This is a genomic window from Rhizobium sp. S152, from assembly GCF_030380735.1.
In the GTDB taxonomy this organism is placed as follows: domain Bacteria; phylum Pseudomonadota; class Alphaproteobacteria; order Rhizobiales; family Rhizobiaceae; genus Rhizobium.
In genome coordinates, this window is the sequence record NZ_JAUDRZ010000004.1 from 206,114 (window position 1) to 230,532 (window position 24,419).

General features: G+C 63.1%; 24 protein-coding genes and 1 riboswitch. Of the genes, 14 read left to right on the plus strand and 10 right to left on the minus strand.

Translation table 11 applies throughout. From position 1 onward, the window contains the following. Window positions 1-6: 6 nt before the first annotated feature. A complete protein-coding gene (locus tag QTL95_RS07695) occupies window positions 7-3,330 on the minus strand; it encodes a transglutaminase family protein (protein ID WP_289719395.1) in 3,324 nt (1,107 codons plus the stop codon). Between the two features lie 401 nt (window positions 3,331-3,731). Here QTL95_RS07695 and QTL95_RS07700 point away from each other — a divergent pair, with 401 nt between their 5' ends. Then, complete coding sequence (locus tag QTL95_RS07700) at window positions 3,732-4,112, plus strand: GNAT family N-acetyltransferase (RefSeq protein ID WP_289719586.1); 381 nt, start codon at window positions 3,732-3,734, stop codon at window positions 4,110-4,112. 34 nt (window positions 4,113-4,146) lie between these two features. Here the strand turns inward: QTL95_RS07700 and QTL95_RS07705 are convergent, their stop codons facing one another. The 3 genes from QTL95_RS07705 to QTL95_RS07715 form a co-directional block, all read right to left on the minus strand. After that, a complete protein-coding gene (locus QTL95_RS07705) occupies window positions 4,147-5,526 on the minus strand; it encodes a sensor histidine kinase (RefSeq protein ID WP_289719396.1) in 1,380 nt (459 codons plus the stop codon). Further along, window positions 5,523-6,227 (minus strand): response regulator, encoded by a 705-nt coding sequence (locus QTL95_RS07710; RefSeq protein ID WP_289719397.1) that lies wholly within the window; start codon window positions 6,225-6,227, stop codon window positions 5,523-5,525. Before QTL95_RS07710 ends, QTL95_RS07705 begins: the two co-directional genes overlap by 4 nt. A gap of 71 nt (window positions 6,228-6,298) precedes the next feature. Beyond that, complete coding sequence (locus QTL95_RS07715) at window positions 6,299-8,149, minus strand: adenylate/guanylate cyclase domain-containing protein (protein WP_289719398.1); 1,851 nt, start codon at window positions 8,147-8,149, stop codon at window positions 6,299-6,301. Window positions 8,150-8,370: 221 nt separating this feature from the next. Between QTL95_RS07715 and QTL95_RS07720 the strand changes: the two genes are divergently transcribed. From QTL95_RS07720 to QTL95_RS07730, 3 genes are all read left to right on the plus strand, one after another. Next, the gene (locus QTL95_RS07720; protein WP_289719399.1) at window positions 8,371-9,423 is read left to right on the plus strand and encodes an acyltransferase family protein; all 1,053 of its coding nucleotides are present in this window, start codon (window positions 8,371-8,373) and stop codon (window positions 9,421-9,423) included. A gap of 60 nt (window positions 9,424-9,483) precedes the next feature. Further along, the gene (locus tag QTL95_RS07725; RefSeq protein ID WP_289719400.1) at window positions 9,484-10,551 is read left to right on the plus strand and encodes an ABC transporter substrate-binding protein; all 1,068 of its coding nucleotides are present in this window, start codon (window positions 9,484-9,486) and stop codon (window positions 10,549-10,551) included. Between the two features lie 111 nt (window positions 10,552-10,662). Then, window positions 10,663-11,055 carry a response regulator gene (locus QTL95_RS07730; RefSeq protein WP_289719401.1) on the plus strand — a complete coding sequence of 131 codons (393 nt, stop codon included), beginning with the start codon at window positions 10,663-10,665 and terminating at the stop codon, window positions 11,053-11,055. Between the two features lie 82 nt (window positions 11,056-11,137). On the opposite strand, the gene QTL95_RS07735 is transcribed toward QTL95_RS07730, so the two are convergent. Further along, entirely contained in the window at window positions 11,138-11,326 is a 189-nt protein-coding gene (locus tag QTL95_RS07735) for a hypothetical protein (protein ID WP_289719402.1), read from the minus strand. A gap of 331 nt (window positions 11,327-11,657) precedes the next feature. Here QTL95_RS07735 and QTL95_RS07740 point away from each other — a divergent pair, with 331 nt between their 5' ends. The 3 genes from QTL95_RS07740 to QTL95_RS07750 are packed head-to-tail and all read left to right on the plus strand — an operon-like array spanning window position 11,658 to window position 14,620. Continuing rightward, window positions 11,658-12,602, plus strand: a complete 945-nt coding sequence (locus QTL95_RS07740) for a Bug family tripartite tricarboxylate transporter substrate binding protein (protein WP_289719403.1) — start codon at window positions 11,658-11,660, stop codon at window positions 12,600-12,602. Next, window positions 12,599-13,090: a tripartite tricarboxylate transporter TctB family protein gene (locus tag QTL95_RS07745; protein ID WP_289719404.1), complete on the plus strand. Its 492-nt coding sequence runs from the start codon at window positions 12,599-12,601 to the stop codon at window positions 13,088-13,090. Before QTL95_RS07740 ends, QTL95_RS07745 begins: the two co-directional genes overlap by 4 nt. A 12-nt stretch (window positions 13,091-13,102) precedes the next feature. Next, complete coding sequence (locus QTL95_RS07750) at window positions 13,103-14,620, plus strand: tripartite tricarboxylate transporter permease (RefSeq protein ID WP_289719405.1); 1,518 nt, start codon at window positions 13,103-13,105, stop codon at window positions 14,618-14,620. Window positions 14,621-14,677: 57 nt separating this feature from the next. Here the strand turns inward: QTL95_RS07750 and QTL95_RS07755 are convergent, their stop codons facing one another. Both QTL95_RS07755 and QTL95_RS07760 read right to left on the minus strand, forming a co-directional pair. Beyond that, on the minus strand, window positions 14,678-15,283 hold the full coding sequence (locus QTL95_RS07755) for a dienelactone hydrolase family protein (protein ID WP_289719406.1): 606 nt from the start codon (window positions 15,281-15,283) through the stop codon (window positions 14,678-14,680). 61 nt (window positions 15,284-15,344) lie between these two features. Beyond that, window positions 15,345-16,007: a LysE family translocator gene (locus QTL95_RS07760; protein WP_289719407.1), complete on the minus strand. Its 663-nt coding sequence runs from the start codon at window positions 16,005-16,007 to the stop codon at window positions 15,345-15,347. 195 nt (window positions 16,008-16,202) lie between these two features. Here QTL95_RS07760 and QTL95_RS07765 point away from each other — a divergent pair, with 195 nt between their 5' ends. Then, window positions 16,203-16,370, plus strand: coding sequence for a hypothetical protein (locus QTL95_RS07765; protein ID WP_289719408.1), 168 nt, complete (start codon window positions 16,203-16,205; stop codon window positions 16,368-16,370). 179 nt (window positions 16,371-16,549) lie between these two features. Here QTL95_RS07765 and QTL95_RS07770 read toward each other — a convergent pair whose 3' ends face one another. After that, entirely contained in the window at window positions 16,550-17,659 is a 1,110-nt protein-coding gene (locus QTL95_RS07770) for a DUF475 domain-containing protein (RefSeq protein ID WP_289719409.1), read from the minus strand. A 387-nt stretch (window positions 17,660-18,046) separates the two neighbouring features. Here QTL95_RS07770 and QTL95_RS07775 point away from each other — a divergent pair, with 387 nt between their 5' ends. Together QTL95_RS07775 and QTL95_RS07780 are read left to right on the plus strand one after the other, a co-directional pair. Beyond that, window positions 18,047-18,298, plus strand: coding sequence for a hypothetical protein (locus QTL95_RS07775; protein WP_289719410.1), 252 nt, complete (start codon window positions 18,047-18,049; stop codon window positions 18,296-18,298). A gap of 54 nt (window positions 18,299-18,352) precedes the next feature. Continuing rightward, a complete protein-coding gene (locus QTL95_RS07780) occupies window positions 18,353-18,535 on the plus strand; it encodes a hypothetical protein (protein ID WP_289719411.1) in 183 nt (60 codons plus the stop codon). Window positions 18,536-18,583: 48 nt separating this feature from the next. Here the strand turns inward: QTL95_RS07780 and QTL95_RS07785 are convergent, their stop codons facing one another. Continuing rightward, window positions 18,584-19,147, minus strand: a complete 564-nt coding sequence (locus QTL95_RS07785; protein WP_289719412.1) for a fused DSP-PTPase phosphatase/NAD kinase-like protein — start codon at window positions 19,145-19,147, stop codon at window positions 18,584-18,586. 215 nt (window positions 19,148-19,362) lie between these two features. Here QTL95_RS07785 and QTL95_RS07790 point away from each other — a divergent pair, with 215 nt between their 5' ends. Beyond that, on the plus strand, window positions 19,363-20,097 hold the full coding sequence (locus tag QTL95_RS07790) for a hypothetical protein (RefSeq protein ID WP_289719413.1): 735 nt from the start codon (window positions 19,363-19,365) through the stop codon (window positions 20,095-20,097). 30 nt (window positions 20,098-20,127) lie between these two features. Here the strand turns inward: QTL95_RS07790 and QTL95_RS07795 are convergent, their stop codons facing one another. Then, window positions 20,128-20,607 (minus strand): hypothetical protein, encoded by a 480-nt coding sequence (locus tag QTL95_RS07795; protein ID WP_289719414.1) that lies wholly within the window; start codon window positions 20,605-20,607, stop codon window positions 20,128-20,130. A 192-nt stretch (window positions 20,608-20,799) separates the two neighbouring features. Beyond that, window positions 20,800-21,035: riboswitch (cobalamin riboswitch) on the plus strand. Window positions 21,036-21,287: 252 nt separating this feature from the next. Here QTL95_RS07795 and QTL95_RS07800 point away from each other — a divergent pair. Genes QTL95_RS07800 through QTL95_RS07810 form a run of 3 tightly spaced genes read left to right on the plus strand, consistent with a single transcriptional unit; the run spans window position 21,288 to window position 24,102 of the window. Further along, a complete protein-coding gene (locus QTL95_RS07800; RefSeq protein ID WP_289719415.1) occupies window positions 21,288-22,304 on the plus strand; it encodes an ABC transporter substrate-binding protein in 1,017 nt (338 codons plus the stop codon). Then, window positions 22,301-23,341 carry a FecCD family ABC transporter permease gene (locus tag QTL95_RS07805; RefSeq protein WP_289719416.1) on the plus strand — a complete coding sequence of 347 codons (1,041 nt, stop codon included), beginning with the start codon at window positions 22,301-22,303 and terminating at the stop codon, window positions 23,339-23,341. Before QTL95_RS07800 ends, QTL95_RS07805 begins: the two co-directional genes overlap by 4 nt. Beyond that, the gene (locus tag QTL95_RS07810) at window positions 23,338-24,102 is read left to right on the plus strand and encodes an ABC transporter ATP-binding protein (protein WP_289719417.1); all 765 of its coding nucleotides are present in this window, start codon (window positions 23,338-23,340) and stop codon (window positions 24,100-24,102) included. Before QTL95_RS07805 ends, QTL95_RS07810 begins: the two co-directional genes overlap by 4 nt. Window positions 24,103-24,419: the final 317 nt, after the last annotated feature.

Here is a 24,419-nt window from a genome sequence, read left to right on the forward strand (position 1 = left end):
TTCCGTCTATATGCCTGCCGGCCGCCTCAGATCCAGCGTCAGCGGGAACTCCGGCGATGCATTCTCGGCCGGCGGAATATAGCCGCCCGCCGTATGCCCCCACGGCTCGAATCGCGCCAGGCGCCTGGCTTCGGCTTCGTTACCATTGACCGGGAAGGTGTCATAGTTACGCCCGCCCGGATGGGCAACATGATAGATGCAGCCGCCGATCGAACGTTTCGACCATGTATCATAAATGTCGAAGGTGAGCGGTGTGTTGACCGGCAGCAGCGGGTGCAATCCCGATGCCGGCTGCCAGGCCTTGAAGCGGACGCCGGCGACCGAGACGCCCGAGGTGCCGGTTGGCGTCAGCGGCACGGTGCGGCCGTTGCAGGTGACGGTGTAGCGCTCAGCATTGCTGGTTTCGAGACGGACCTGCAGGCGCTCGACGGAACTGTCGACATAGCGCACGGTGCCGCCGATCGCGCCTTCCTCGCCCATGACGTTCCAAGGCTCCAGCGCCTGGCGCAGCTCCAGCTTCGAGCCCTCGTATTCGACCTCGCCGCAGAAGGGGAAGCGGAATTCGAGCTGGGCCTTGAACCATTCGGGGCTGAGGTCGAAGCCGTTCTGCCTGAGGTCGGCAAGCACGTCCTGGAAATCAGCCCAAACGAAATGCGGCAGCATGAAACGGTCGTGCAGCGTGGTCCCCCAGCGCACGAAGCGGCCATCGGCCGGGTTCTGCCAGAAGCGGGCGATCAGGGCGCGGACCAGAAGCTGCTGGGCGAGCGACATGCGCGCGTTCGGGGGCATCTCGAAGCCGCGGAACTCGACGAGGCCGAGGCGGCCGGTCGGGCCGTCGGGCGAGAACAGCTTGTCGATGCAGATCTCGGCGCGGTGGGTGTTGCCGGTGACGTCGATCAGGAGGTTGCGGAACAGGCGGTCGGTAATCCAGGGCAAGGGTGTCGGGCCGCGGCCTGGCGCGGGGATCTGGGCGAGCGCGGTTTCCAGCTCGTAGAGGCTGTCGTGGCGGGCTTCGTCGATGCGCGGCGCCTGGCTGGTCGGGCCGATGAACATGCCCGAGAACATGTAGGAGAGCGAGGGGTGGCGCTGCCAGTGGAGCACAAGGCTCTTCAACAGGTCCGGGCGGCGGAGAAACGGGCTGTCGCCCGGATTGGCGCCGCCGACCACCACATGGTTGCCGCCGCCGGTGCCGGTATGGCGGCCGTCGATCATGAACTTGTCGGCGCCGAGGCGCGTCTGGCGGGCCTCTTCGTAGACCGCCGTGGTGATGTCGATGCAGTCCTGCCAGTTGGAGGCCGGATGGATGTTCACCTCGATGACACCCGGATCGGGAGCGACGCGGATGACGTTGATGCGCTCGTCCTGCGGTGGCGAGTAGCCCTCGATATGGACGGGCAGGCCGAGCTCGGTGGCGGCGTTTTCGGCGGCCGCGATCAGCTCGAGATAGTCCTCGATGCGCTCGACCGGCGGCATGAAGACGCAGAGCCTGCCGTCGCGCGGCTCGACCGAGATGGCGGTACGCACGGCGCCGCCGATTTCGCCGAGTGTCTGCTCGACGCGGCCCTGCGTGGCGCTGTCGTCGCTGTGGCGGGACGCTTCCGGCATGGCGCGGCCGGCGGGAACAAAGACTTCGGACAGCGGCTGACGCGGGATCGAGGGATCTGCCGGGTGAATGTAGGGGAAGCGGGCGGGCGGTACGTAGGGCAGGGTGCCGAGCGGCAGGCGGTATCCCACGGGGCTGTCGCCGGGAACGAGGAAGATCTTGCCGCGCCGCGTCTTCCATCGCTCGCTCATCCAGCGCTGGCCCGAGGCCTGAGCGTTCCAGGCCTGGACGGGGAGGATGTAGCCGGTCGGCGTGGTCAGGCCGCGCTCGAAGACGCGGGCGATGCGGCTGCGTTCCTCGGGGTCCTTCAGTTTCGAGTTCGAAGGGTCGACATTATCAGGCAGGCTGCCTTCCTTGATGATCCATTCGGCCGGATCCTCGTAGGCCGGCAGCACCAGGTCGGTATCGATCGCCAGTTCACGGGCGATGGCGCCGAGCAGGTTGCCGGCGTCGTCGGCCTTCACACCCGTGTCCTTGCCTTCGCCGGCAATCAGCTCCGGGTTGCGCCAGATCGGCTTGCCGTCCTTGCGCCAGTAGAGCGAGAAGGTCCAGCGCGGCAGGCTTTCGCCGGGATACCACTTGCCCTGGCCGTAATGCAGGAAGCCGCCAGGGGCGAAGCGTTCGCGCAGCTTGCGGATCAGGATATCGGCCTTCTCGCGCTTGGTCGGGCCGACGGCGGCGGTGTTCCATTCCTCGGACTCAAAGTCGTCAATGGAGACAAAGGTCGGCTCGCCACCCATGGTGAGGCGGACGTCCTCGGCCCGCAGGATGTCGTCGACCTTGGCGCCGAGCGCGTTGAGTTCGTCCCAGCTGTCGTCTGAGAAAGGCTTGGTGATGCGCGGATGCTCGGCGACGCGCGAGACCCTCATGTCGAAGGCGAATTCGGTGTTGGCGTGGCCGTAGAGCGCGCCCGAGATCGGGGCCGCGTTGCGGTAATGCGGGGTGGCGGCGAGCGGGATGTGGCTTTCGCCGGTCAGGAGGCCCGAGGTCGGGTCGAGGCCGATCCAGCCGGCGCCGGGGATATAGACTTCCGTCCAGGCGTGGAGATCGGTGAAATCGACCTCGGTGCCGGAGGGGCCGTCGAGCGCCTTCAGGTCCGGCGTCAGCTGAATGAGATAGCCGGAGACGAAGCGGGCGGCGAAGCCGAGATTGCGGAGGATCTCGACGAGTAGCCAGCTGCTGTCGCGACAGGAGCCGAGCGCCAGCCTCAGCGTCTCCTCCGGCGACTGCACGCCAGGCTCCATGCGGATGACGTATTCGATGTCGTTCTTCAGCCGGGCGTTGAGGCCGACGATGAAGTCGGTGGTGCGCATTGGGGTGCGGTCGATGCCCGCGAGATAGGTCGCGAGCGCCGGCTCCACCGGCTGCGGCTGCATGTAGATCTTTAGGTCTTCGCGGATGTCCTCGGGATAGGAGAAGGGCCACATCTCGGCGCTCTCCTCGACGAAGAAATCGAAGGGATTGTAAACCGTCATGTCGGCGACGAGATCGACCTCGATCTTGAACTCCGTCACCGGGTCGGGGAAGACGTAGCGGGCCAGATAATTGCCGTAGGGGTCCTGCTGCAGATTGACGAAATGGTTCGCCGGCGAGACCTTCAGCGAATGGCTGATTACCCGCGTCTTGGAATGCGACGCGGGCTTGAGGCGGATGATCTGGGGCCCGAGGCGGACCGGCTTGTCGTATTTGTAGTGCGTCAGGTGATAGATGCTGGCTTTGATCGACATGGACTGCCTTATCCGCGGCCGTATCGTTGTACGGCATTTGCTGTTCCCAAGTGCAGTGTGTGCAATGCAGCGAGAGAATGCAAGGTAGGGATGGGGTGGTTTGGCGGTCGTGCATTTCTGCCGTATCATCGTGCTGGATCGGAGATCATTTCATGACGACAGTGACGGTAACGGAGCAGGGCAACGCGACTTTGCCGAAAGAGGTGTTGGAGCATCTCGGAATCCGACCCGGCGAGGCGATCAGGATCGATCTGCTGCCAGATGGGCGCGCGGAACTCAAAGCAGCCAGGGGCAGCAGTTCCTGGCATGAACTCGGCGGCATGCTGAGGGGCAAGACCAACGGCAGGACGCTTTCGATCGAGGAGATCAACGATGCCGGTGCCGAGGCGGGAACGGCCGGGATCGTTATCAAGGTCGATCCGTTTCCGTCGGATGATGAACTCAACGGCCTTTGGGTGGAAGCCTGGGGCGGTCATGAGGCGCGGGATTTCGGTAAGGTACTCGCTTGCAGTCTCACCCATCTCGGAGCTTACGAGGGCCCGCGTCTGGTAGGATTTGTCAACGTCGCGACGGATGGTGGTCTGCACGCATTTATTCTGGACACCTGCGTCACACCGGCCATGCGAGGGAAGGGGATCGCCACTATGTTGGTCGAGGAAGCGATACATGTTGCGCGAGACAGAGGCGCAACATGGCTGCATGTCGACTTTGAACCGCACCTGGCCTCATTTTATCGTGGTTGCGGTTTCAGATCGACAGAAGCAGGTCTAATTCAGCTGTAGGACGGGCACGTAGCCCTCCGTATCGATGATCTCCTCATCCTCTGGCAAACGTCACCACTGCCTTAAGCCCCCGTCCATCGCCACCGGGACCGAGGTCGAGCGTGGCATTGAACAACCCGCAAATCTCCTCGACGATCGGCAATCCCAATCCCGCGCCGGGGGCGCCGGATTGGTCGGCGCGGGAGAAGCGGCGGCGGACCGTGTCGAGCTGGTCGGGCCGGATGCCGGGGCCGTTGTCTTCGACTTCAAGCAGGACGGCATCGTCGAGACCGCGGATGCGGACGGTGACTTCGGCGCCATGGCCGGCATAGGCGATGGCATTGCCGGCGAGGTTGCGCAGGAGTTCGCCGATCAGAAGCGGTTCGGCGCGGATCATCTCCTGCCCGTCGCCCTCGAAGCCGAGATCGATGCCGGCGGCGGATGCTATCGGAATGAGCTCGCCGGTGATCTCCTGGGCGATCGCGGTGAGGTCGATGGCGGTCGCCGTCAGCGCCTCGCGTGAAGTGGCGGCGTCGATCTTTGCCATTAAGAGCAGCTGCGCCAGCACGCGTTCGGCGTGGGCCACGGCCTGGTCGCCCTTCAGCGCGACGGCCTGGGCATCTGAAAGCGAGGTGGCGCGGGCCGACAGCGCCAGCTGGGTGCGGATGATGGCGAGCGGGGTGCGCAACTGGTGGCTGGCATTGCCGGTGAAATTGCGCAGCGCGTCCAGCGCCTGTTCGAGCCGGATCATGAAGCCGTTGACGGTATCGACCAGCGGCTGCACTTCGCTCGGGACGGATTGCTCGATCGGGTGCAGGTCATCGGGGCTGCGCTCGCCGATCGCGTCGCGCAGCTTGTAGAGCGGGCGCAGCGCCACCGTGACTGATATCCAGACGATGATGGCGGCGCCGAGGATCATCACGGAGAGGCGCAGCGCCGAGCGCAGCAGGATGGCGCGGGCGAGCTGGCGGCGGGCGATGGTGGTTTCGGCGACGGTGACGGTGAAAGGCACCGAGCGGATGCCCGTCGAGGCCGAGCGGTTGAGGGTTGCGACACGGATCGGCTCGTTGCGGAAGCGATCGTCGGCGAAGACGGCGCCGTCCCCCTTCGTCTCCTTGATGACAGGCAGCGCCTGGTAGCCGGTGATGAACTGGCCGGGCGGGCCGTCGACGCGGTAGAAGACGCGGTCCTGTGCCGCGGATGTCAGCATTTCCAGCGCCACATAGGGAATGTCGACCTGGAGCGAACCATCCTCGGCAACCACGACGCGCTCGGCGATCGCCAGCGCCGAGCCGGCAAGCACGCGATCGGAGACGATGTTGGAGGTCTGCACGGCTTCGCGGTAGGTATCGGCGAGCGCCACGACGCCGATGACGGCGGTGGAGATCAGCAGCCAGAAGAGCAGCCGGCGGCGGAGCGAATAGGCTGCGGTCATGGCGCCTCGGGCGTGGCGGCGCCAGGCGCGGGCTCGGGCAGCTTGTCGAGATAGTAGCCGATCCCACGCGCGGTCTTCACCGTCAGCCCATGCGGCGCCAGGCGCTTTCTCAGGCGGCTCACATACTGTTCGATGGCGTTGGCGGAGATGTCGTCGTCGAAGGCGGTGAGCGACTGGATGATCGCTTCCTTGGCGACGACCTTGCCGGCGCGCATGAAGAGGATTTCGAGCAGGCCGAGCTCGCGGGCGGGGATGTCGAGCGGTGTGCCGCCGGAGAAGAAGGCGCGCGAATTCAGATCGAGCGACAGGCCGCCGAAGCTGACTGTCGCCGAATGCAGGCCGGCCTGGCGTCGCAGGAGGACGCGGACGCGGGCCTCGAATTCGGAGATGTCGAAGGGTTTGATCAGGTAGTCGTCGGCGCCGAGATCGAGACCCTTTACCCGCTCTTCGGGGGTGCCGCGCGCGGTGAGGATGAGGACGGCGGCCTGGTTCTGGCGGGCGCGCATGGCGCGCAGAACGTCGAGGCCGTCCATTTCGGGCAGGTTGAGATCGAGCACCACGAGGTCGAAGCTCTCCGCCGCCGTCACCGCATTGGCGGAAGCGCCGTCATTAACGACATCGACGGCATGGCCGGTGCCGCGCAGAATGGCCGACAGCCCGTCGGCCAGCGCGATATTGTCCTCCACCAGTAGAATGCGCACGGATGTTCCCTTGTCTTTTGTCAAAGACTACAGGGCGGGGTGGCGGATGTCACGGGTGCGTTGTCCCGGTTTCACTGCTGCGCGATCGCCTGCATCAGCCGGATGAAGCGCGGGTCGGAGCGGATGTTGTCGAGGTCGGAATCGTTGTCGAACCAGCCGATCTGGTAGGAGGAGCTGTTCGGCAACAATTGCTCCAGCAGCTCGATGGCGCGGTCGGTATCGCCAAGCACGGCGTGGACGCAGACGGCGTTGTAGCGGGTGATGACGTCGTGCGGGTCAAGGGCGAGTGCGCGGTTGATCCATGCGAGTGCGCGGTCGCGGTCGCCGAGTTGGGCATAGGCGAGCGCTGCGCGGTGGATGGGGGCGGAGTTGCCGGGGTTCTGCTCGGCCGAGCGCTCGGCCCTCAGCGCTGCTTCGGCGGCCCACTTGCGGCCCTCTTCCCTGCGGCCGAGCGAGCCGTAAGCGGCGGTGAGCAGGATGGGGGAGACGTAGTCGTCGGCATAGAGCGAGGCGGCGCGCTCGAAATGCACGATGGCCGCTTCGAACTGGCCGCGCTTGAACAGCCGGTGGGCGTAATGGAAGTTCGCCTCGAAGAGGTTGGGATCGAGCGCCAGCGCGCGGGCGAAATAGGGGTCGGCTTCCGCGTCGCGGCCGTCGTGGTGGAGCGCGATGGCTCGGGCGGCGTGGGCTTCGGCGAGATCGGGGTCGAGCGCCAGCGCCTTGTCGGTCATGTCGAGAATGTCCGATATCGGCAGCTCGGCGGCGTACCAGATGTAAAGCGCGGAATCGCAATCGGCGATGCCGGCATAGGCGCGGGCGTAGTTCGGGTCCAGCTCCACGGCCTTTGCGAACATTCGCCGCGCCAGAACGAGATAGGACATGGTCATCGAGCGGGCGAACTTTCGGCCCTTCAGATAGTAGGTATAGGCCTCGATATTGGTTGTCGGCTCGCTGCCGATCGCCTGGATTTCCTCCGGCCTGAGCTTGATCTTCAGCTGGCCGACGATGGCGTGGGCGATTTCGTCCTGGATCGCGAAGATGTCGGTCAGCTCGCGATCGTAGCGGTCGGCCCACAGGTGGTCCTCGCTGTCGGCATCGATCATCTGGGCGCTGATCCGGACGCGGTCGCCCGATTTGCGGACACTGCCCTGCAGGATGTAGCGAACAGAGAGTTCGCGCGCGAGCTGGCCGATCTTCACGGCGCGGCCCTTGTAGGTGAAGGTGGTGTTGCGCGGGGTGACGAAGAGGCCCGACACCTTCGACAGGTCGGTGATGATATCCTCCGTCAGCCCGTCGGAGAAGTACTCCTGATCGGGATCATCGCTCATGTTGGTGAAGGGCAGGACGACGATGGAGCGATCCTCGGCGGGCGGCATGTCGGCGGTCGATGCGGTAGCAGCGCCTGGCTGGTCGAAGAGCACGGCATAGACATGCACCGCGTCGTCGACGGTTGCCAGCTGCTGGCGGCCGCGATCCTCGAAGTTCAGCTCCAGGCGTGTGCCGACATGGTCGCGCACCGAGGCGGACACCGCGATGCCGCCGGGATCGGCAATCGCCTCCAGGCGTGCGGCGACATTGACGCCATCGCCGAAGATATCGCCGTCCTCGACGATGACGTCGCCGAGATTGATGCCGATGCGGAAACGTATGGCGCGCTCGTCGGCCACGCCTTCGGCGGCGCGGGCCATGGCGCGCTGCATGTCGACGGCGCAGGCGACCGCATTGACGACGCTTGCGAACTCCACCAGCAGCCCGTCGCCCAGAAGCTTCACCAGGCGGCCGCTGTGGCGGATGATTGCCGGCTCGAGGATTTCGGTACGGTGATGGCTGAGTGCGGCCAGCGTCGCGGCCTCGTCAGCGCCCATCAGCCTCGAATAGCCCACGACATCGGCGGCAAGGATGGCTGTCAGTCGTCGCTGCAATGCGGCCTCCGGGCATGGGGAGCGAAAAGATGACGTACGACGTCCTTCAGGGAACACATTAAGTGGACATTTTCCGAAAATATAGGCTGCTCCCTAATATTAACCGACGTGAATTGATCAGTCATAAGCAGTAACGAGCACTAATACGTTTTCCAGTATGGTCGGGATCTCGAGTAATCAATATTTTCTTCGGCGGAATAAACTTGGGGCCGAGAGTCGATATGCGCAGCGATGCGAATTCCAGTTCGAATTACTACCCGCTCTTCGACTATCTGAGAATCATATTGTCGATCACCGTCATGCTCTCGCATGATGGGCTGATTTTCTGGAGCGATGGCGGAAATTTCGCGGTGCAGGTGTTCTTCGCGCTCAGCGGATGGCTGATCGGCGGCATGCTGATGGACGCTTCGAAGGCTGATCTCCCACGGTTCTATTTCAACAGAGCGTTGCGCATCTGGGTGCCCTACTATCTCGCACTGGGCCTGCTGATCTGCGCGAGCCTCATGAAGGATACGCCGACGTCCAAATGGGTCGAGTTCGTCTTCTACAAGGCGACCTTCGTCTACAACCTCTTCGGCACTCGCCAGTTGACGGATTTCTGGAGCCTGATGCCGCTGGACGGAACGGGCAATCATTTCTGGAGCGTCAATGCCGAGGAGCAGTTCTATCTGCTCGTTCCGATACTGCTCGTGCTTATCGTGCCGCTCGGCCGATCCCTGTTGCTCTGGTTCCTGATCGCCGCGGCTGCCTGGTGGCTCGAAATCTATGCAAGCATCGTTTTCGGCGTTCTTGCGGCGGTACTGGCAAGAAAGGTCGGGCCGATCCACGCGTTTGCTCCCGCACGGGTCGTCTCTTTTGGCGGCGTGGTGGTTTTTTCCTCGGCTCTTGTCACCGGGATGGATTACTATGCCTGGGCCCCGCTGCTGGCGATCTGCATCGTGCTCTTGCTCGCAGTTCCCGGCAAGCCGACGCCCCTGGGTAAGTTTGTCGGCGGGATTTCCTACCCGCTGTATCTCAACCACTGGATCGGCGTTTTTGCTGGCCACGCCCTCATGGGGCCGTTCGGAATGCGGGACACGCCCGAGCGGCAGTTGCTGTCGGCGCTGCTCAACATCGGCATTGCGGCGGCATTATACTGGCTTGTCGACTGGCGTATCCTGGCGATGCGCAACGGCTGGTTCACGCCCGAACGCGGCAGAATGGCAATGTGGCTGGGTTACGGGGTGACGGGCACCGGTTTGATCGTCGGCCTGGCGCTGGCAAACCTTCCATAGCGCCGATCCGGAGCGCTTGCATTCATTGCCAGGTCGCGCCCGCTCATGCATGCTAGGCGCATGAGGAGACTTGCCCTGTTTGTGCTGCTTTGCGCCTTTCCCTGCATGGGTCGGGCGGACGAGGTGTTTTATCCGGCGCTTTCGGGCAAGGCGGATGCGCCCCGCCTCGTCGTCTATTCGTCGCTCGACGAACCACTGGCGCAGCCGATGATCCGCGGGTTCCAACAGGCCAATCCCGATGTCGCGGTGCGATACGAGGACATGCTGACGGGCGAGATCTACGACCGGATCGTGCGCGAGACCGATGCGGGAGAGAAGACCGCGGACTTCGCCTTTTCCTCGGCCATGGACCTGCAGGTGAAGCTTTCCAACGACGGCTATGCGCAGGTCAGCAACCTGCCGATGAGCGGCAGCTGGCCGAAATGGGCGAACTGGCGCAACACCGCCTATGCGCTCACCTTCGAGCCGGCCGTGTTCGTCTATCACAAGCCGAGCTTCGTGACCGAGCCGCCGCCGAGTTCGCGGGCGGAGTTCGTGGATTACCTGAAGCGCAAAGGCGATGCCATCCACGGCCGGATCGGTACCTATGACATCGAACGATCAGGGGTCGGTTTCCTGTTCATGGCGCGCGACCAGGAGCAGTTCGGAGACATCTGGTCTGTCATCGGCGCCATGGGAGCGGCGGGGGTGAAGCTCTATTCCACCAGTTCGGCGATTCTCGAGCGCGTGTCGGACGGGCGTTTCGTGCTCGGCTACAACATTCTCGGCTCCTACGCCGCCGATTGGGCCAAGCGCCATCCCGATGTCGGTATCGTGCTGCCCAAGGATTATACCGTCGTGATGTCGCGCATCGGGCTCGTGCCGCAGGCCGCCGCCGATCCGGAACTCGGCCGGCGGTATCTTTCCTTCTTCATGTCGCGCGAGGGTCAGACAATCATGGCGCGGGAGCTGCAGATCCCTGCCGTCAGCCCTGAAGTGGCAGGCGAGAATACGGCCAACACCATGCAGGCGCTGCTCGGCGCACAACTGCGGCCGGTCCCCGTCAGCCCCGGCCTGATGGTCTATCTCGACCAGGTGAAGCGGGCGCGGCTGATCGCGCACTGGAACGAAGTTCTGCGCAGCCAGTAGTGGTGCGCAAGCACGCGCTAAAGTTAATTTTTATTAGCCGGGAACGGTTTGCCTGTTCAAGCGTTGAACAGCCGGGAGCAGACAAAGCTTCCGACCAACAGGGCTTCGTGCATGAGAATTCTAATCGTCGAAGATGAGCTACTGATCGCGCTCGATCTCGAATCCATGGTGCTTGATCTTGGCCATGAGGTGGTCGGGACAGCGCGAAATGCAAAAGAGGCCCTGGAACTTGGCCGCGAAGCGGAAGTGGCGCTGGTCGATGTGCAACTGGCCGATGGCCCGACAGGTCCTTCGATCGCAGAGGCGCTATCCAGGGATCACGGCGTGACTGTCGTCTTCATCACCGGCAATCCGGAATTCGTGCGCGACAATCGCAGCGCCGTTGGTGTCGTATCGAAGCCGCACTGGCCGGCCAAGGTTGCGGAAGCGCTCGACTTTGCCGAAGCCACGCGCTTTGGCCGCACCCTGTCCAGCCCGCGCTACCTGACGCCGCTAATGGCTTGACCGTTTCTTTTGTTGACAGCAAATCGGCCGCAGCGGGATTTCCGCGGGCGGCCGTTTCTTTTTGAGATGCTCGATTTCCGATCTAGCGGAAAGAGCAGGGGCGCTGAGCGTTTGAAAGCAATTCCTGCTTCGTCGCGAAGGATCCGAAGAGCGTTGTCAGGCGCTTTTCCTCGTCCTTGTCGAGGCGATGGCGGCGGGCGAATTCGCTCACGCTCCAAACCTGCCTCAGGCCGTCGTTTTCGATTTTCTGGATGTCAATGTGAGAACTCATGGCGGCAACTCCCTCATACGCGACCGAAACGCTCGAGTTGCCCGCAAGTTCCCGGCCGCGACGCTAAATTCGTACGTCTGGGTGGATTTCTTTCGGCTCTGCCAGATTAAGGCGAAAAAGTGACCGGAAATGCTGGATAAGCCGGCGATGTCAGCTAAATGACAGCTTGCTGTGGTCGGTTTCGGTAACTTCAACTCCGTGGAGGCGGACAGGTGAAGTGTCGGGAGGAGATTTGCATGGACGGCGGACGCATGACGTCCGGCCGCAGCGTCCTCCCGAATCCATCGAGAACAATGCGCGGTCCTCTGCCGCGCTCATGGAGGAGACGTTCGTGAAACACACTTTTCTCGCAGGCATTTTCGCAGCTGCTGTCGCGCTGCCCGCCTATGCCGCTGACTACACCATCATGGCGCCGGCAGCCCCGGGCGGCGGCTGGGACCAGACGGCCCGCACACTGCAAACCGTGATGCAGAAGGAAGGCATCTCCGGCAACGTGCAGGTGATGAACGTGCCGGGTGCCGGCGGCACCATTGGTCTGGCGCAGTTCACCGGCCAGAACAACGGCAACCCGAACGCGCTGATCGTCGGCGGCTATGTCATGGTCGGTGCGATTCTCACCAACCAGTCGCCGGTCACGCTGAAGGACGTGACGCCGATCGCGCGTCTTACCGGCGAATACGAGGCGATCGTCGTTCCGGCCGCGTCCGACATCAAGACGATGGGTGATCTGGTGGCCAAGCTGAAGGCCGATCCGGGCTCGGTCTCCTGGGGCGGCGGCTCGGCCGGCGGTACCGACCACATTGCCGTCGGGCTGATCGCCAAGGCGTCCGGCGTCGATCCGACGAAGATCAATTATGTTGCCTTCTCGGGTGGCGGCGAGGCGCTTGCCGCTATCCTCGGTGGTCAGGTGACGGCGGGCGTTTCGGGCTATGGCGAGTTCGAATCGCAGGTGAAGTCGGGCCAGCTCAGGCTACTTGCCGTTTCCAGCGAAAAGCGGATCGACGGCGTCGATGCGCCGACGTTGAAGGAAGCCGGTGTCGACGTGGCCGTCGAGAACTGGCGCATGGTCGCGGCCGCTCCCGGCCTTTCGGCCGAGCAGACGGCGGCCATCACGGCGGACTTCGACAAGCTCTCCAAGTCCGCCAGCTGGCAGGAACAGCTGAAGACCAAGGGCTGGGCCGACACTTACCTGGCGGGTGACGCCTTCAAGGCGCAGCTCGACAAGGACGTATCGGCCACCGAGGGCATCCTCAAGGAAATCGGACTTGTTCAATGAGCGAGGGTAACGCAACCCTGGCAACGAAGCGCCGCCCCGATTGGGCGGCGCTGGTGATTGCCATCTGTCTCTTCGCCGTTGCTGTCGTCATGCTATGGGATGCCTCGCATATGCGTGTCATCGCCCAATATGACCGCATCGGTCCGGCGACCGCGCCCAAGGTCGTGGCCTTCGGGCTGATCGGGCTCGGGATCTGGACCGTGTTCGAAGCCATCCGCGGCGAGTTTCCCGAGCGTGAGCGCCAGGAAATCGCGCCGGTCGTCTGGGTCGTCGCCGGGCTTGCGGCGCAGATGCTGCTTCTGAAGACCGCCGGCTTCTCGATCGCGACGGGGCTGCTCTTTGCCTTTACCGCCCGCGGCTTCGGCCAGCGCAAGCTGTGGTACTCGATACCTTTCGGCATCGTCTTCAGCTTTATCGTCTGGGCGATCTTCTCGCAGCTCCTGAAGCTCACGCTGCCCGCCGGGCCGCTCGAGCGACTGTTCTTCTAGGATTTTGATGCGATGAATACCTTCGAATTCCTGTTCCAGGGCATCCTGGTCGCCATGCAGCCGATGAACCTGCTCTATGCCTTCATCGGCGTGACGCTGGGTACCGCCGTCGGTGTTTTGCCGGGCATCGGGCCGGCGCTGACCGTGGCGCTTCTGTTGCCCGTCACTTACCAACTCGACCCGGCCGGATCGCTGATCATGTTCGCGGGCATTTACTACGGCGGCATGTATGGCGGCTCGACCACCTCCATCCTGCTCAACACGCCGGGCGAAAGCGCCTCGATCGTGACCGCGCTCGAGGGCAACAAGATGGCGCGCGCCGGGCGCGGCGGGCCGGCGCTGGCAACGGCTGCGATCGGCTCCTTCGTCGCCGGCCTGATCGCCACGCTGGGCTTGGCCTTCATCGCGCCCTTCATTGTCAAGCTGGCTTTGATCTTCGGGCCGCGCGAATATTTCGCGCTGATGGTGCTCGCCTTCGTTACCGTGTCTTCGGCCTTCGGGGATTCGGCGCTGCGCGGTCTGACCTCGCTGTTCATCGGCTTCGCGCTTGCCATGGTCGGCATTGACCAGCAGACGGGGCAGGCGCGGCTTTCCTTCGGCGTTCCCGACCTGCTGGATGGTGTCGAGGTGACGACGCTTGCGGTCGCGATGTTCGCGATCGGCGAGACGCTCTACATCGCTGCCCAGGGCAACAGCATCGAGGAGAAGGTCGAGGCGGTAAAGGGCTCGCTGTGGATGACGGCGGAAGATTGGGGCCGCTCGTGGAAGGCCTGGCTGCGCGGCACGGCGATCGGCTTCCCGATCGGCGCGATGCCGGCCGGCGGCGCCGAGATCGGCACCTTCCTCTCCTACGCCACCGAGAAGAAGCTGGCGAAAAACCCGGAGGAATTCGGCCATGGCGCCATCGAGGGCGTCGCCGGACCGGAAGCCGCCAACAATGCGTCGGCTGCCGGTACGCTGGTGCCGCTGCTCACGCTCGGCCTGCCGACGACGGCGACGGCGGCGATCATGCTGGCTGGCTTCCAGCAATACGGGTTGCAACCCGGACCGCTGTTGTTCGCCAACAACCCGCAGCTCGTCTGGGGACTTATCGCCAGCCTGTTGATCGCCAACGCCATGCTCTTGGTGCTGAACCTTCCGATGATCGGGCTCTGGGTGCGTCTGCTGACCATCCCGAAGCCGTGGCTTTATGCCGGCATCCTGCTGTTCGCGACGCTCGGTACCATCGGCGCCAATCCGTCGGTGTTCGAGCTCGGCATGCTGCTGGCGTTCGGCGTGCTCGGCTACATCATGCGACTGTTCGGTTATCCGATCGCGCCTGCCGTGGTGGGACTGATCCTCGGGCCGCTGGCGGAACAACAGCTGCGCCGGGCGCTGGCGATCAGCCAGGGCGACGTGACGACGCTCGTGATGTCGCCGATCGCGGCGGGGCTGCTCATCGTGGCGGCGGCGGCGTTCCTGATACCGCTGATCCTGCGTCTGCGCGGGCGCGGGCAGGTGCTGTCGCAACTGGCGGCCAACGAAGACTAAAGGACGTTTAGACCTTGCGAGCCGGCCGGCCATGGACACATGCGCCGGCCGTTCTTGTCAGGGCGGGCCGTCGCCGGCGCCGTTGATGTGCCGCAGGAAATCCAGCACGCGGCGCGTCAATACGGCGCTTGCCTCCGGGTCGTAGGATGGCAGCGAGCTGTCCGCGAAATAGTGTCCGTCGCCGGGGTAGAGAAAGAGAGCGGCGTCGGATGTCTGCTCAAGAATCTCGCGGGCGGCGTCGATATCGCCATCGCCCATAAAGATAGGATCGGCGTCCATCGCGTGGATTTGCACGGGCACACCGTCTGGCCATGGGCCGAAGGACCACTCCCCTGATATCGGCAGGCAGGCGTGAAAAAGAAGGGCGCCGCGCGCGCCGGGCCGCGTTTGCGCCAGTTGCTGTGCGGGCAACACGCCGAAGGAAAAGCCGGCATAGACGAGCTCTGCCGGCAAATCCTGCGCTATCGATACACCGCGTTCGCGCAGCGTATCGAAACCCGTCTCCTCGACATACGCCATGCCGGCCTCGATACTTTCGAAGATGTGGCCGTCGAAGAGATCGGGCGTGTGGACGACATGGCCAGCGTCGCGCAGGTGCTCGGCGAACACGTGGATGCCGGGCGTCAGCCCCTGGGCGTGATGAAAGAGCAGCACTTCGGCCATGGGCTACCTCCAGGAAGGAAAGCTATGGCGGGGGTGGGGGAAGTCCATGGGGGAGCAGGCTTCACCGCGCTGCCGAGGGCATGGGCGAAGGACTGCCCGACAGGAGGAGGCGGATGCCGAGGCCGACCATGACGATGCCGGTGAAGCGTTCCTGCCATGCCAGGAGCTTCGGCCAGCGGTTCAGGAATTGGCCGACAGAGCCGGAGGCAAGGGCGACGCCGCCGAGGGAGAACACGCCGATCAGTTTTTGGATCGAGCCGAGAACAAGGAGCTGCAGCCAGACCGGGCCTGCATTCGGATCGACGAAGAGCGGTAGGAAGGTGAACATGAACAGCAGGGATTTGGGGTTGGTCAGGCTGTTGATGGCGCCTTCGCGCACAGCTCTCCAGCCGGATACCGGCTTGGCTTTTGGCGCGCCCGTCGCGTGATTTTTGAAGCTGCCCCAGATCATCCTGATGCCAAGATAGAGAAGGTATATCGCGCCTGTCCACTGCAGGATTTGCAGGGCGGCGGGATAGGCCGCCAGCAGAGACGCCAGCCCCAGAACGAGGAGAGCAACCTGTATCGTGCCAGCGACGAAGATATTGCCGACAACCGTCAGCGCGGCCACCCTGCGTCCCTGCCCCACACCGCGCGCGATGATCAGCATCATGTCGGGACCTGGTGTAATTTCGAGCACGGCGAGGGCTGCGAAGAAGGTGAGGAATGTCGAGGCGTCTTGCATCGGTTGCGATCCATGGCGGGGGTGGCCGCTCATAGCATTGCCTTGAGCTTGACGCTATCGGGAGGTCTGCGGACAAGTCGTGAAACCAATCCGCCCACCCATTCCTGCATGGCTGGGTTGAATTCGCGGCTGTTGTGATCACCCCCGCGCGAGCGCATATGTAAGCGGTCAATCATAAAGCAAGAAAGAAGATCAATGTCCTTCCGTCAGTCCATTCGTGATGGCTTTTTTGGACGTGCCTTTGCGATGATCGGTGCCGCCGGTGCGGTCAGCGCCGCTGTCGAATCCGGCCGCCGCCCGAAGACCCGTGACCTGCAGACACTCGGCATCAATCCGAGCGCATTCAGCAGGATCGGCCACTAAGGTCGTCTTTGTATCGGCGATCCCAATCGCCTGACATGAAGCAGCCCGCAACCCGGTGAACTGACCGAGGAAAGTTGACTACAACTCTCCTCGGTCAATTCACGAGGTCGCGGGCTTTATTTTTGTCCGGATTTAGAGCCGCCACGGTTGTCGCGGCCCGATTCCCGATAACGGAAGCGTCAGGCCTGGACCTGCTGCTCCTTCTGCGCATGCATCTTCTTTCGCGTGTGCTCTTCGGCCTTCTCCCGCCTGTTGTAACGGATGGAAGACCAGAGCGAGATGCCGATCAGCGTCGCGCCGCCCAGCCCGGTGATGACTTCCGGGATATGGTACAGCGTCTGCACATACATGATCACCGAGAGGATCAGGATGGCGTAGAAGGCGCCGTGCTCCAGGTAGCGGTATTCGGCGAGCGTTCCCTTTTCCACTAGCATGATCGTCATCGAGCGCACATACATGGCGCCGATGCCGAGGCCGATGGCGATGACGAAGAGGTTCTGCGTCAGCGCGAAGGCGCCGATGACGCCGTCGAAGGAGAAGCTGGCGTCCAGCACCTCGAGATAGATGAAGGCCCCGAGGCCGCCCTTGGCAGCTGCGCTCATCGTCTTTTGCGAGGCATCGAGCAGGCCGCCGACCACCTCGACCGCGAGGAAGGTCAGAAGACCGTAGATGGCGCTATGGACGAAGGTGCTGGCTTCGGCTTCCGGCAGGAACGACGAGAAGGTGAGGACGAGGGCAAGCACGAAGGCGATCTCTATGCCCTTGATGGTGGCGGAACGCGCCATCAGCCGTTCGAGGCCCGCGATCCAGTGCACGTCCTTCTCGTGGTTGAAGAAGTAGTTGAGGCCGACCATCATCAGGAAGGTGCCGCCGAAGGCCGCGATCGGAAGATGCGCGTCGTTCATGATGCGGGCATATTCGGCCGGCTCGCGGGCGGCGAGCACCAGGGCTTCCCATGGGCCGATCTGCGCCGCGATGGCGACGATCGCCAGCGGGAAGACGATGCGCATGCCGAAGACGGCAATGACGATACCCCAGGTGAGGAAGCGATGCTGCCATTCCGGCGTCATCTCCTTCAGCTTGTTGGCGTTTACGATGGCATTGTCGAAGGAGAGCGAGATCTCCAGCACCGCGAGCACGGTACAAATGAAGAAGACGGTCGCCATGCCGCCGATGGTACCCGTGGTCTGCCATCCCAAGGCGGCGCCGAGCGCGAGGCCAACGGCGGTGACGATGAAGGACCAGGTGAAGTAGCTGAGTGTCGATTTGTGCTTCCCCGAGGTGCTCATGGGCGCACCTCGCAGACGATGTTGGAGAGGGTCGATATGCGGGAAAAATGCGCGATACCACAACGGGCATGCGCGTGAGGCATGGTGTGCTTTTTCATCGAATGAAAATCCGCCGGCTTATTTGCAGGCGGTACCGACATCACGAGAGCGCCGTAAAAACTCTCGCCAGAGGGGCCCGGCACCAGGTTGCCCGTCAGCCGATGTCCGAGGCTGCGGGATAGGGCGAAGGTAGTGAACTTCGGGCGGCAGTCAAGATCGGCCGATCACGGGTCATCCAATTTTTCCCGTAGGGTCGGGCGTTTTCCATGGAACCATCGGGGATTTGCCTCGTTTGGGTTTAGTTGAGCAGTGCAACACACTGCCTGCGTGCTGAAAAGGAGGCGGACGATGCACACTCACGTTCCAGATACCCACATTCCGGACAAGCGAACGGAAGCCGCCGACCGCATGAAGCGTGCGCGGCCGAACCGCATGAAGACGGCCCAAGTGATGCCGCCGCATCAGGTCGATCTGACGCTGACGCCGGGCGTGCGCCACGAGATGCACGTTCCCGCCCATGTCAGCTTCGATCTCTCCCGGGGCGGCCCGATCACCAGCGACGACAGCGACGACGCGACCATCGCAAAGCCGGTGCGGTAACCTCACCGGCTTGGCCGACACACCCTGTTCAAATTTAATAGCCAGCGAGACGACATGACGACGATATTCGTGCCTCAGGACATTTACCTCAAACATGAAAGCGAATGGCAGGCCGTTCGCCAGGCCACGCAGAACCAGACCGGACTTGAGGCGGTAGAAGCGGGAGATCAAAGGGTCGCACACAGCCGACCGGCATCGCCACAGATTGGTGCGGCCGTGAAACTTTCGGCCAACTGAAATGACAACGCCCGGCTTGACCGGGCGTTTGTTTGTGGAGCTTCAACCTCAGAAACCGATGGTTTCCTCGAACCTGTCCCAGGAGCGGTAGACGGCGTAGCGGCTGAAGCCGGGGATGGCGAAGTGGCCGAAATAGGGGCTGAGTTGGAATTCGGCGAAAGCTTCGCTGAATTTGCTGACGGCGCCGACATAGATTGCCGAGGCAAGACCTGTACGGTTCGAGCCGTGCTCGCAATGGATCAAGAGCGGCTTCGGCGCGTCGGCCATCAGCTTTGCCAAGCGCTGCGCCTCGGGGATGGGCAGGTCCTTCGAGGACGAGATCGGGAAATCGATGAGCGTGATGCCGTTGCGGGCGGCGGCTTCGGCCTCTTCCGTGTACCAGCCGGTGCGTTTTTCATCGCGCAGATTGAGGATGGTCTTGATGCCATAGGTGTGCGCGTAGGTCTGCACGTCCGAGCCGCTCGGCTGGGCCGAGCGATAGAGTTCGCCCGGGATCACTTCGTGAAAATTGCCGGACAGCTGACCGATGCCGGCATGCGCCAGCACGAGCAGCACAAAACCGCCAACGAGGCGCACCGGCCATTTCAGAAATGCCAAACGAGGAAAACGCATACGCTCCCACCTGTTACTCTTCATGCGCTCCAGATGATGGATCGGCGCGCTCGATACCAGTGCATCACGCAAAGATGATCTCGTGAGCCATATTAGCAGATTGCTGCAAACTTGTGATGACCGCGCAAAAAAGAAAGCTGTTTCAAAACATGACGCCGCCAACCTTTCGGAAAGGATTGCGCGGCGATAATTGCGCGTTCACGGGATTGAGAGATATGGCCAAGACACCGACACGCCGCCGCAAATCACCGGCACGATCGAAATCCGGCGGAGGCGGCAGCGCGCTTTCCTGGGTTGTGATCGGCGGGCTGGCGCTCGGCGGTATTGCTGTCTACGACAACTGGAAGAGCGTCAAGCCGATGCTTTCCGCGCGTGCGTCGGCGCCCTCGGCAAGCCGCGGCGTTGCCGTGGCAAAGAGCGAACCGGCCAAGGTCGTGAGCCGCGAAAGCGGCCGGGACAATGTTCGCGATCCCGGACCGCGGCAGACGGCCTCGATCTCCTCTTCCTCGCGAATGCTTCCGCCGGAAGCAGTGCCGTTTCCGGCCAAGGCGCCGGTCGTGCAAGCCAAGGCGGTGGCGCCGACGCTGTCACCGGCGCAAGGCCAGACCGGCAAGGCGGCGTTTGGCTATTGCGGCCAGGGTGAGCACATCAACTGCGTCGCCGATGGCGGCACCTTCTGGTACAAGGGCGAAAAGATCGCGATCGCCGATGTCGTCACGCCGGGTATCGAAACGGCCCGTTGCGATGGCGAGAAGCGTCTAGGCTTCGCCGCCAAGCTTCGGCTGCTGAATATCCTCAACGCCGGTTCGTTTTCGATGAACGTCGCCGGCCAGTCTGGCAAGTCCGGCGTGCCGCATGTCGTTTCGCGCGACGGCAAGTCGATCGGCGTGCAGATGATCAGCGAGGGGCTTGCCCGCAAGCCGGGCGCGCCGGGAGCCTGGTGCGCCTAGGCCCGACCAGACCTATCTCTTCCGTCGATATTATTTCTGCTTCGGCGCCTTGCCGTTGGTACGGAAGTTGCCGCTGAAGGCGGTGTCCTTGCTTTCGGCGGTGCATTCGATCGCGACCGGTTTTCCGCTGTAGGGGTTGCCCATCGTGCAGGTGCCGGCGACCTTGACCTGGCCGGTCATCTTCTGGCCGGCGCCGGTGACGACGAGATTGAGGGGAAGGCGGACATTGCCATTGGACGCGGCCTTGATCGCCGTGCCGTCGCCCTGGAAGCCGAGCATCTTGCCGCCCGAGGTGAAGATGAAGGTCACCTGGCCGTTCATCAGTGTTACGCTCGCCAGTTCTGCCTCGCAGCCTTTCGTTGCATCGACCTTGCCGACGACCAGCTTGGCGCATTTGCCCGCCAGCGTCAGGGCACCCGGGGCGCCGGGGAAATTCTGCGATGCTGCGCCGGCTGCCGATGCAGCGGTGGCGGTCAGAAGCGACGCCGCGGCCAAAACTAGCAATTTCATATGTCTTCCTCGCATTGCACTCGATTTCGGCGCCGCTCGCGCCCGTTTCATGGCGAGCGGCTTGCCATTCTTCTGTGTTCGAAATTGGTCAGATCGACCGGAAGTCAAACGCTTTTTCCGTTGCCGCATGTGCTAGCGGGCGGGACTTGCGGCGGGCTGATGCGCTTGTGACTTGACGGGTGCAGGTGCCATTGCGTAACTGCAATCGACGGTTCCCCGACGAAGACTCGGAGGGGATTAATAGGGAACACGGTGCGTATGACCCAAGAGGGAACAAGACCGTGGCTGCCCCCGCAACTGTAAGCGGATGCCGATCATCCTCGTGACCTTCTTCCGGAGGTCGTGCCACTGCGAAGCTGTTTCGCGGGAAGGCAGATGAGACGCCGATATTCGCGAGCCAGGAGACCTGCCGTCAAAGAAAGATCCCATCAACCGGGCGGGGATGCCCGGAACAGGAGCGAAGATGACGATATTCGACGACGGCGCGAAACCTCTGGCCATCGGCATTGCCTGCCTTGGCTGCAGCCCTGATCGGGCCATTCACCTCTAGACACGGTCACGCACGTCTTCCGCCACGCGGGCAGAGGTCCCGTGCCGGTTCGGCTGTGCCCGCCATTTGCATCGCGTCGCCGCGCTTGGCCGCGGGCGCGAGCGTCCTCTCCATTTTCAAGGGTTCATTCATGCGCCAGTTTCTTCAGGCATTCAGCCTCATTGCTTTCACTGCCGGACTTTCCGCGCCCGCCATGGCGGCAACGCAGTATCCGCTGACGATTTCCAATTGCGGGCAGACGGTTACCTTCGACAAGGCGCCGGCGAAAATCGTGTCGATCGGTCAGGGAATGACGGAAATCCTCTTTTCGCTCGGTCTCAAGGACAGGATCGCCGGCACGGCCGTCTGGGTCGGTCCGGTGCTGCTGCAGTTCGCCGCCGACAACGCCAAGATCAGGCGGCTTGCCGATAACGATCCGAGCTTCGAGGCCGTCGTCGGACAGGAGCCCGATCTGGTGGCCGCCGAGTTCGAGTGGCATGTCGGCGCCCAAGGATCGGTCGGCAAGCGCGAGCAATTTTCCGAGCTCGGCATAAACAGCTACATCGCGCCTGCGGATTGCGTGGCGAAGATCAATGCCGACGGCGGCGATGGCGTGCGCAGGGAACTCTTCACGATGGAGCTGATCTACCAGGAGATCCGCGAGCTTTCGGCGATCTTCGACATCAGCGATCGCGGCGATGCGCTGATCTCGGAGCTGGAGGCGCGCGAGGCGAAGGCGACCGCATCGATCTCCGGTGCTGCGGCGAAGAACCTGCCCGTCGTCTTCTGGTTCTCCAGCAAGGAAGTGAATGGCGATGCCTTCATCGCCGGCAAGAACAGCGCGCCGGCCTATATCCTGAAATCGATCGGGGCGCGGAACGTCGTGACGACGGAGGAGGAGTGGCCACTGGTCGGATGGGAAACGATCGCCGAGGCCAATCCCTCGGTCATCGTGATCGCCACCATGGACCGCCGCCGCTATGCGGCCGACGATCCGGCGGTCAAGATCGACTTTCTGGAGAAGGACCCGGTGACCAGCCAGCTCGATGCCGTGAAGAACAGGCGCTTCGTGATGATGGATGCACAGTCGATGAACCCGACGATCCGGACCATCGACGGGATCGAGGAACTCGCCAGCGGCATCAAGGCGTTCGGGCTGACGCAGTGAGCGGGGTGACCGTGCTTCGCGACAGGTGGTGGGCGCTGGGTGCGCTCATCACCCTCTCGCTTGTCCTGTTGGCGTTCATGGTCAGCCTGGCCGTGTCGATCGGGGAGATCGCCATTCCGCTGTCGACGACGGCAAAGGCTATCGCCAACCGTGTCTTTGGCGCGTCGTTCGAGCTTAGCCGTATTCATCAGGGGATCATCTGGGACTACCGGCTGAGCCGGGCGCTGGTGGCGGCGAGCGTGGGGGCGGCGCTGGCGCTATGTGGCGTGATCCTGCAAGCGCTGCTGCGCAATCCGCTGGCGGAACCCTACGTGCTCGGTATTTCCGCGGGCGCCTCGACCGGGGCGGTGGCGGTGATGATCCTGGGGTTCGGCTATGGTCTGCTGACGCTGTCGTCAGGCGCATTCGTCGGCGCCGTGGTGGCCTTTCTGTTCGTGGCGGTGCTTGCCGCTGGAACGGGTGGGCAAAGCGACCGGATCGTGCTTGCCGGCGTCGCGGGCTCGCAGCTCTTCAATGCGCTGACCTCTTATATCGTGACGACCTCGGCCAATGCGGAGCAGGCGCGCGGCGTGATGTTCTGGCTGCTCGGCAGCCTCGGCGGCGTGCGCTGGTCGGACGTCTATCTCGCCGCGCCGATCGCGCTTGCGGGGTTCATCATCTGCATGCTGCATGCCAGGGCATTGGATGCCTTCGCGTTCGGCGTGGATGCGGCGGAGACACTCGGGATTTCCGTGCGTCGCGTACGCATCGTCCTGCTCGGGCTGACGGCGTTGATGACGGCCGCCGTGGTGAGTATCGTCGGGTCGATCGGTTTCGTCGGACTGGTCATTCCGCACGCGGCGCGTTTCATCGTCGGCCCCCTGCATCAGCGGCTGCTGCCGGCCGCGACGCTGATGGGGGCGATCTTCATGGTCGCGGCCGACATCGTCTCGCGCATCATCATACCGCAGCAGATCCTGCCGATCGGGGTCGTTACCGCGCTGTTCGGCGCGCCGGCTTTCGCGGTCATTCTTTACAGAGCAAGGACGGCTGCATGAGCATCACGGTCGACAAGGTACAGTGGGCGGCCGGCAATCGACTGATCGTCGATGGTGTGAGCCTCGACGTGACACCTGGCAAGATGCTGGGGCTGCTCGGTCCGAACGGATCGGGAAAATCCAGCCTGCTGCGGCTGATCTCGGGATTGCGCAAGGTGAAGAGCGGCGTGATCCGGCTTGGCGACGCCGATGTCTCCTCGATGCGGCGCATCGAGATCGCACGGCGCGTGGCCCTCGTGGAGCAGCAAAGCGGCACCGATGCACAACTCACCGTCGGTGACGTGGTGAAGCTCGGGCGAACGCCGCATCGCGGGGCGCTTGGCGCGTGGAATGCCGATGACCAGCGGGCAGTAAGCAATGCGCTTAAGCAGGTGGACATGGCCGAGCGCGCCGGGCAGCTTTGGCATACGCTCTCCGGCGGCGAGCGGCAGCGGGTGCAGATCGCCCGCGCACTGGCGCAGACGCCCAGCGAATTGCTGCTCGACGAACCAACCAATCATCTCGATATCCAGCACCAGCTGGAGATTCTGTCGCTGGTCTCTCGGATACCGGTGACGAGCGTGGTGGCGCTCCATGACCTGAACCTCGCGGCGATGTTCTGCGACAGTCTGGCCGTACTGCATTATGGCCGGCTGGTCGCTTCGGGCACGCCCGAGGAGGTGCTGACTGAAACGTTGATCAAGGATGTTTTCGGGGTATGCGCCCTGGTGACGCGGTCGGAATTCCATGGCCGGGTTCAGGTACACTACCGAATGGCTTAATCGCGATGCTTGCGGGCGACGCCCGGGGCTCGCCGGGCGTGCGGTGCCGATCGCAGGCCGTAATCCCGGTCACTACCGAAGCGGTAGTGTTTCTCCGTCGAACTTACCCGATTGAGGGTGCAGACACGGAAGTAAAACGATGCAGTGTTGCATTTGATACTCATGGGCCGGCAGATCGGTGCACCACTTGGTCGGTTTACAGTGAAAGATCGCGAAAAAACATTAGTTACCACTGATGTAGTACGTCCTAACTTAAAAGATATGTGGAATATAGGGGGTGAGTGTAGTAACAATATCCACATACAAAGAATTGGCAG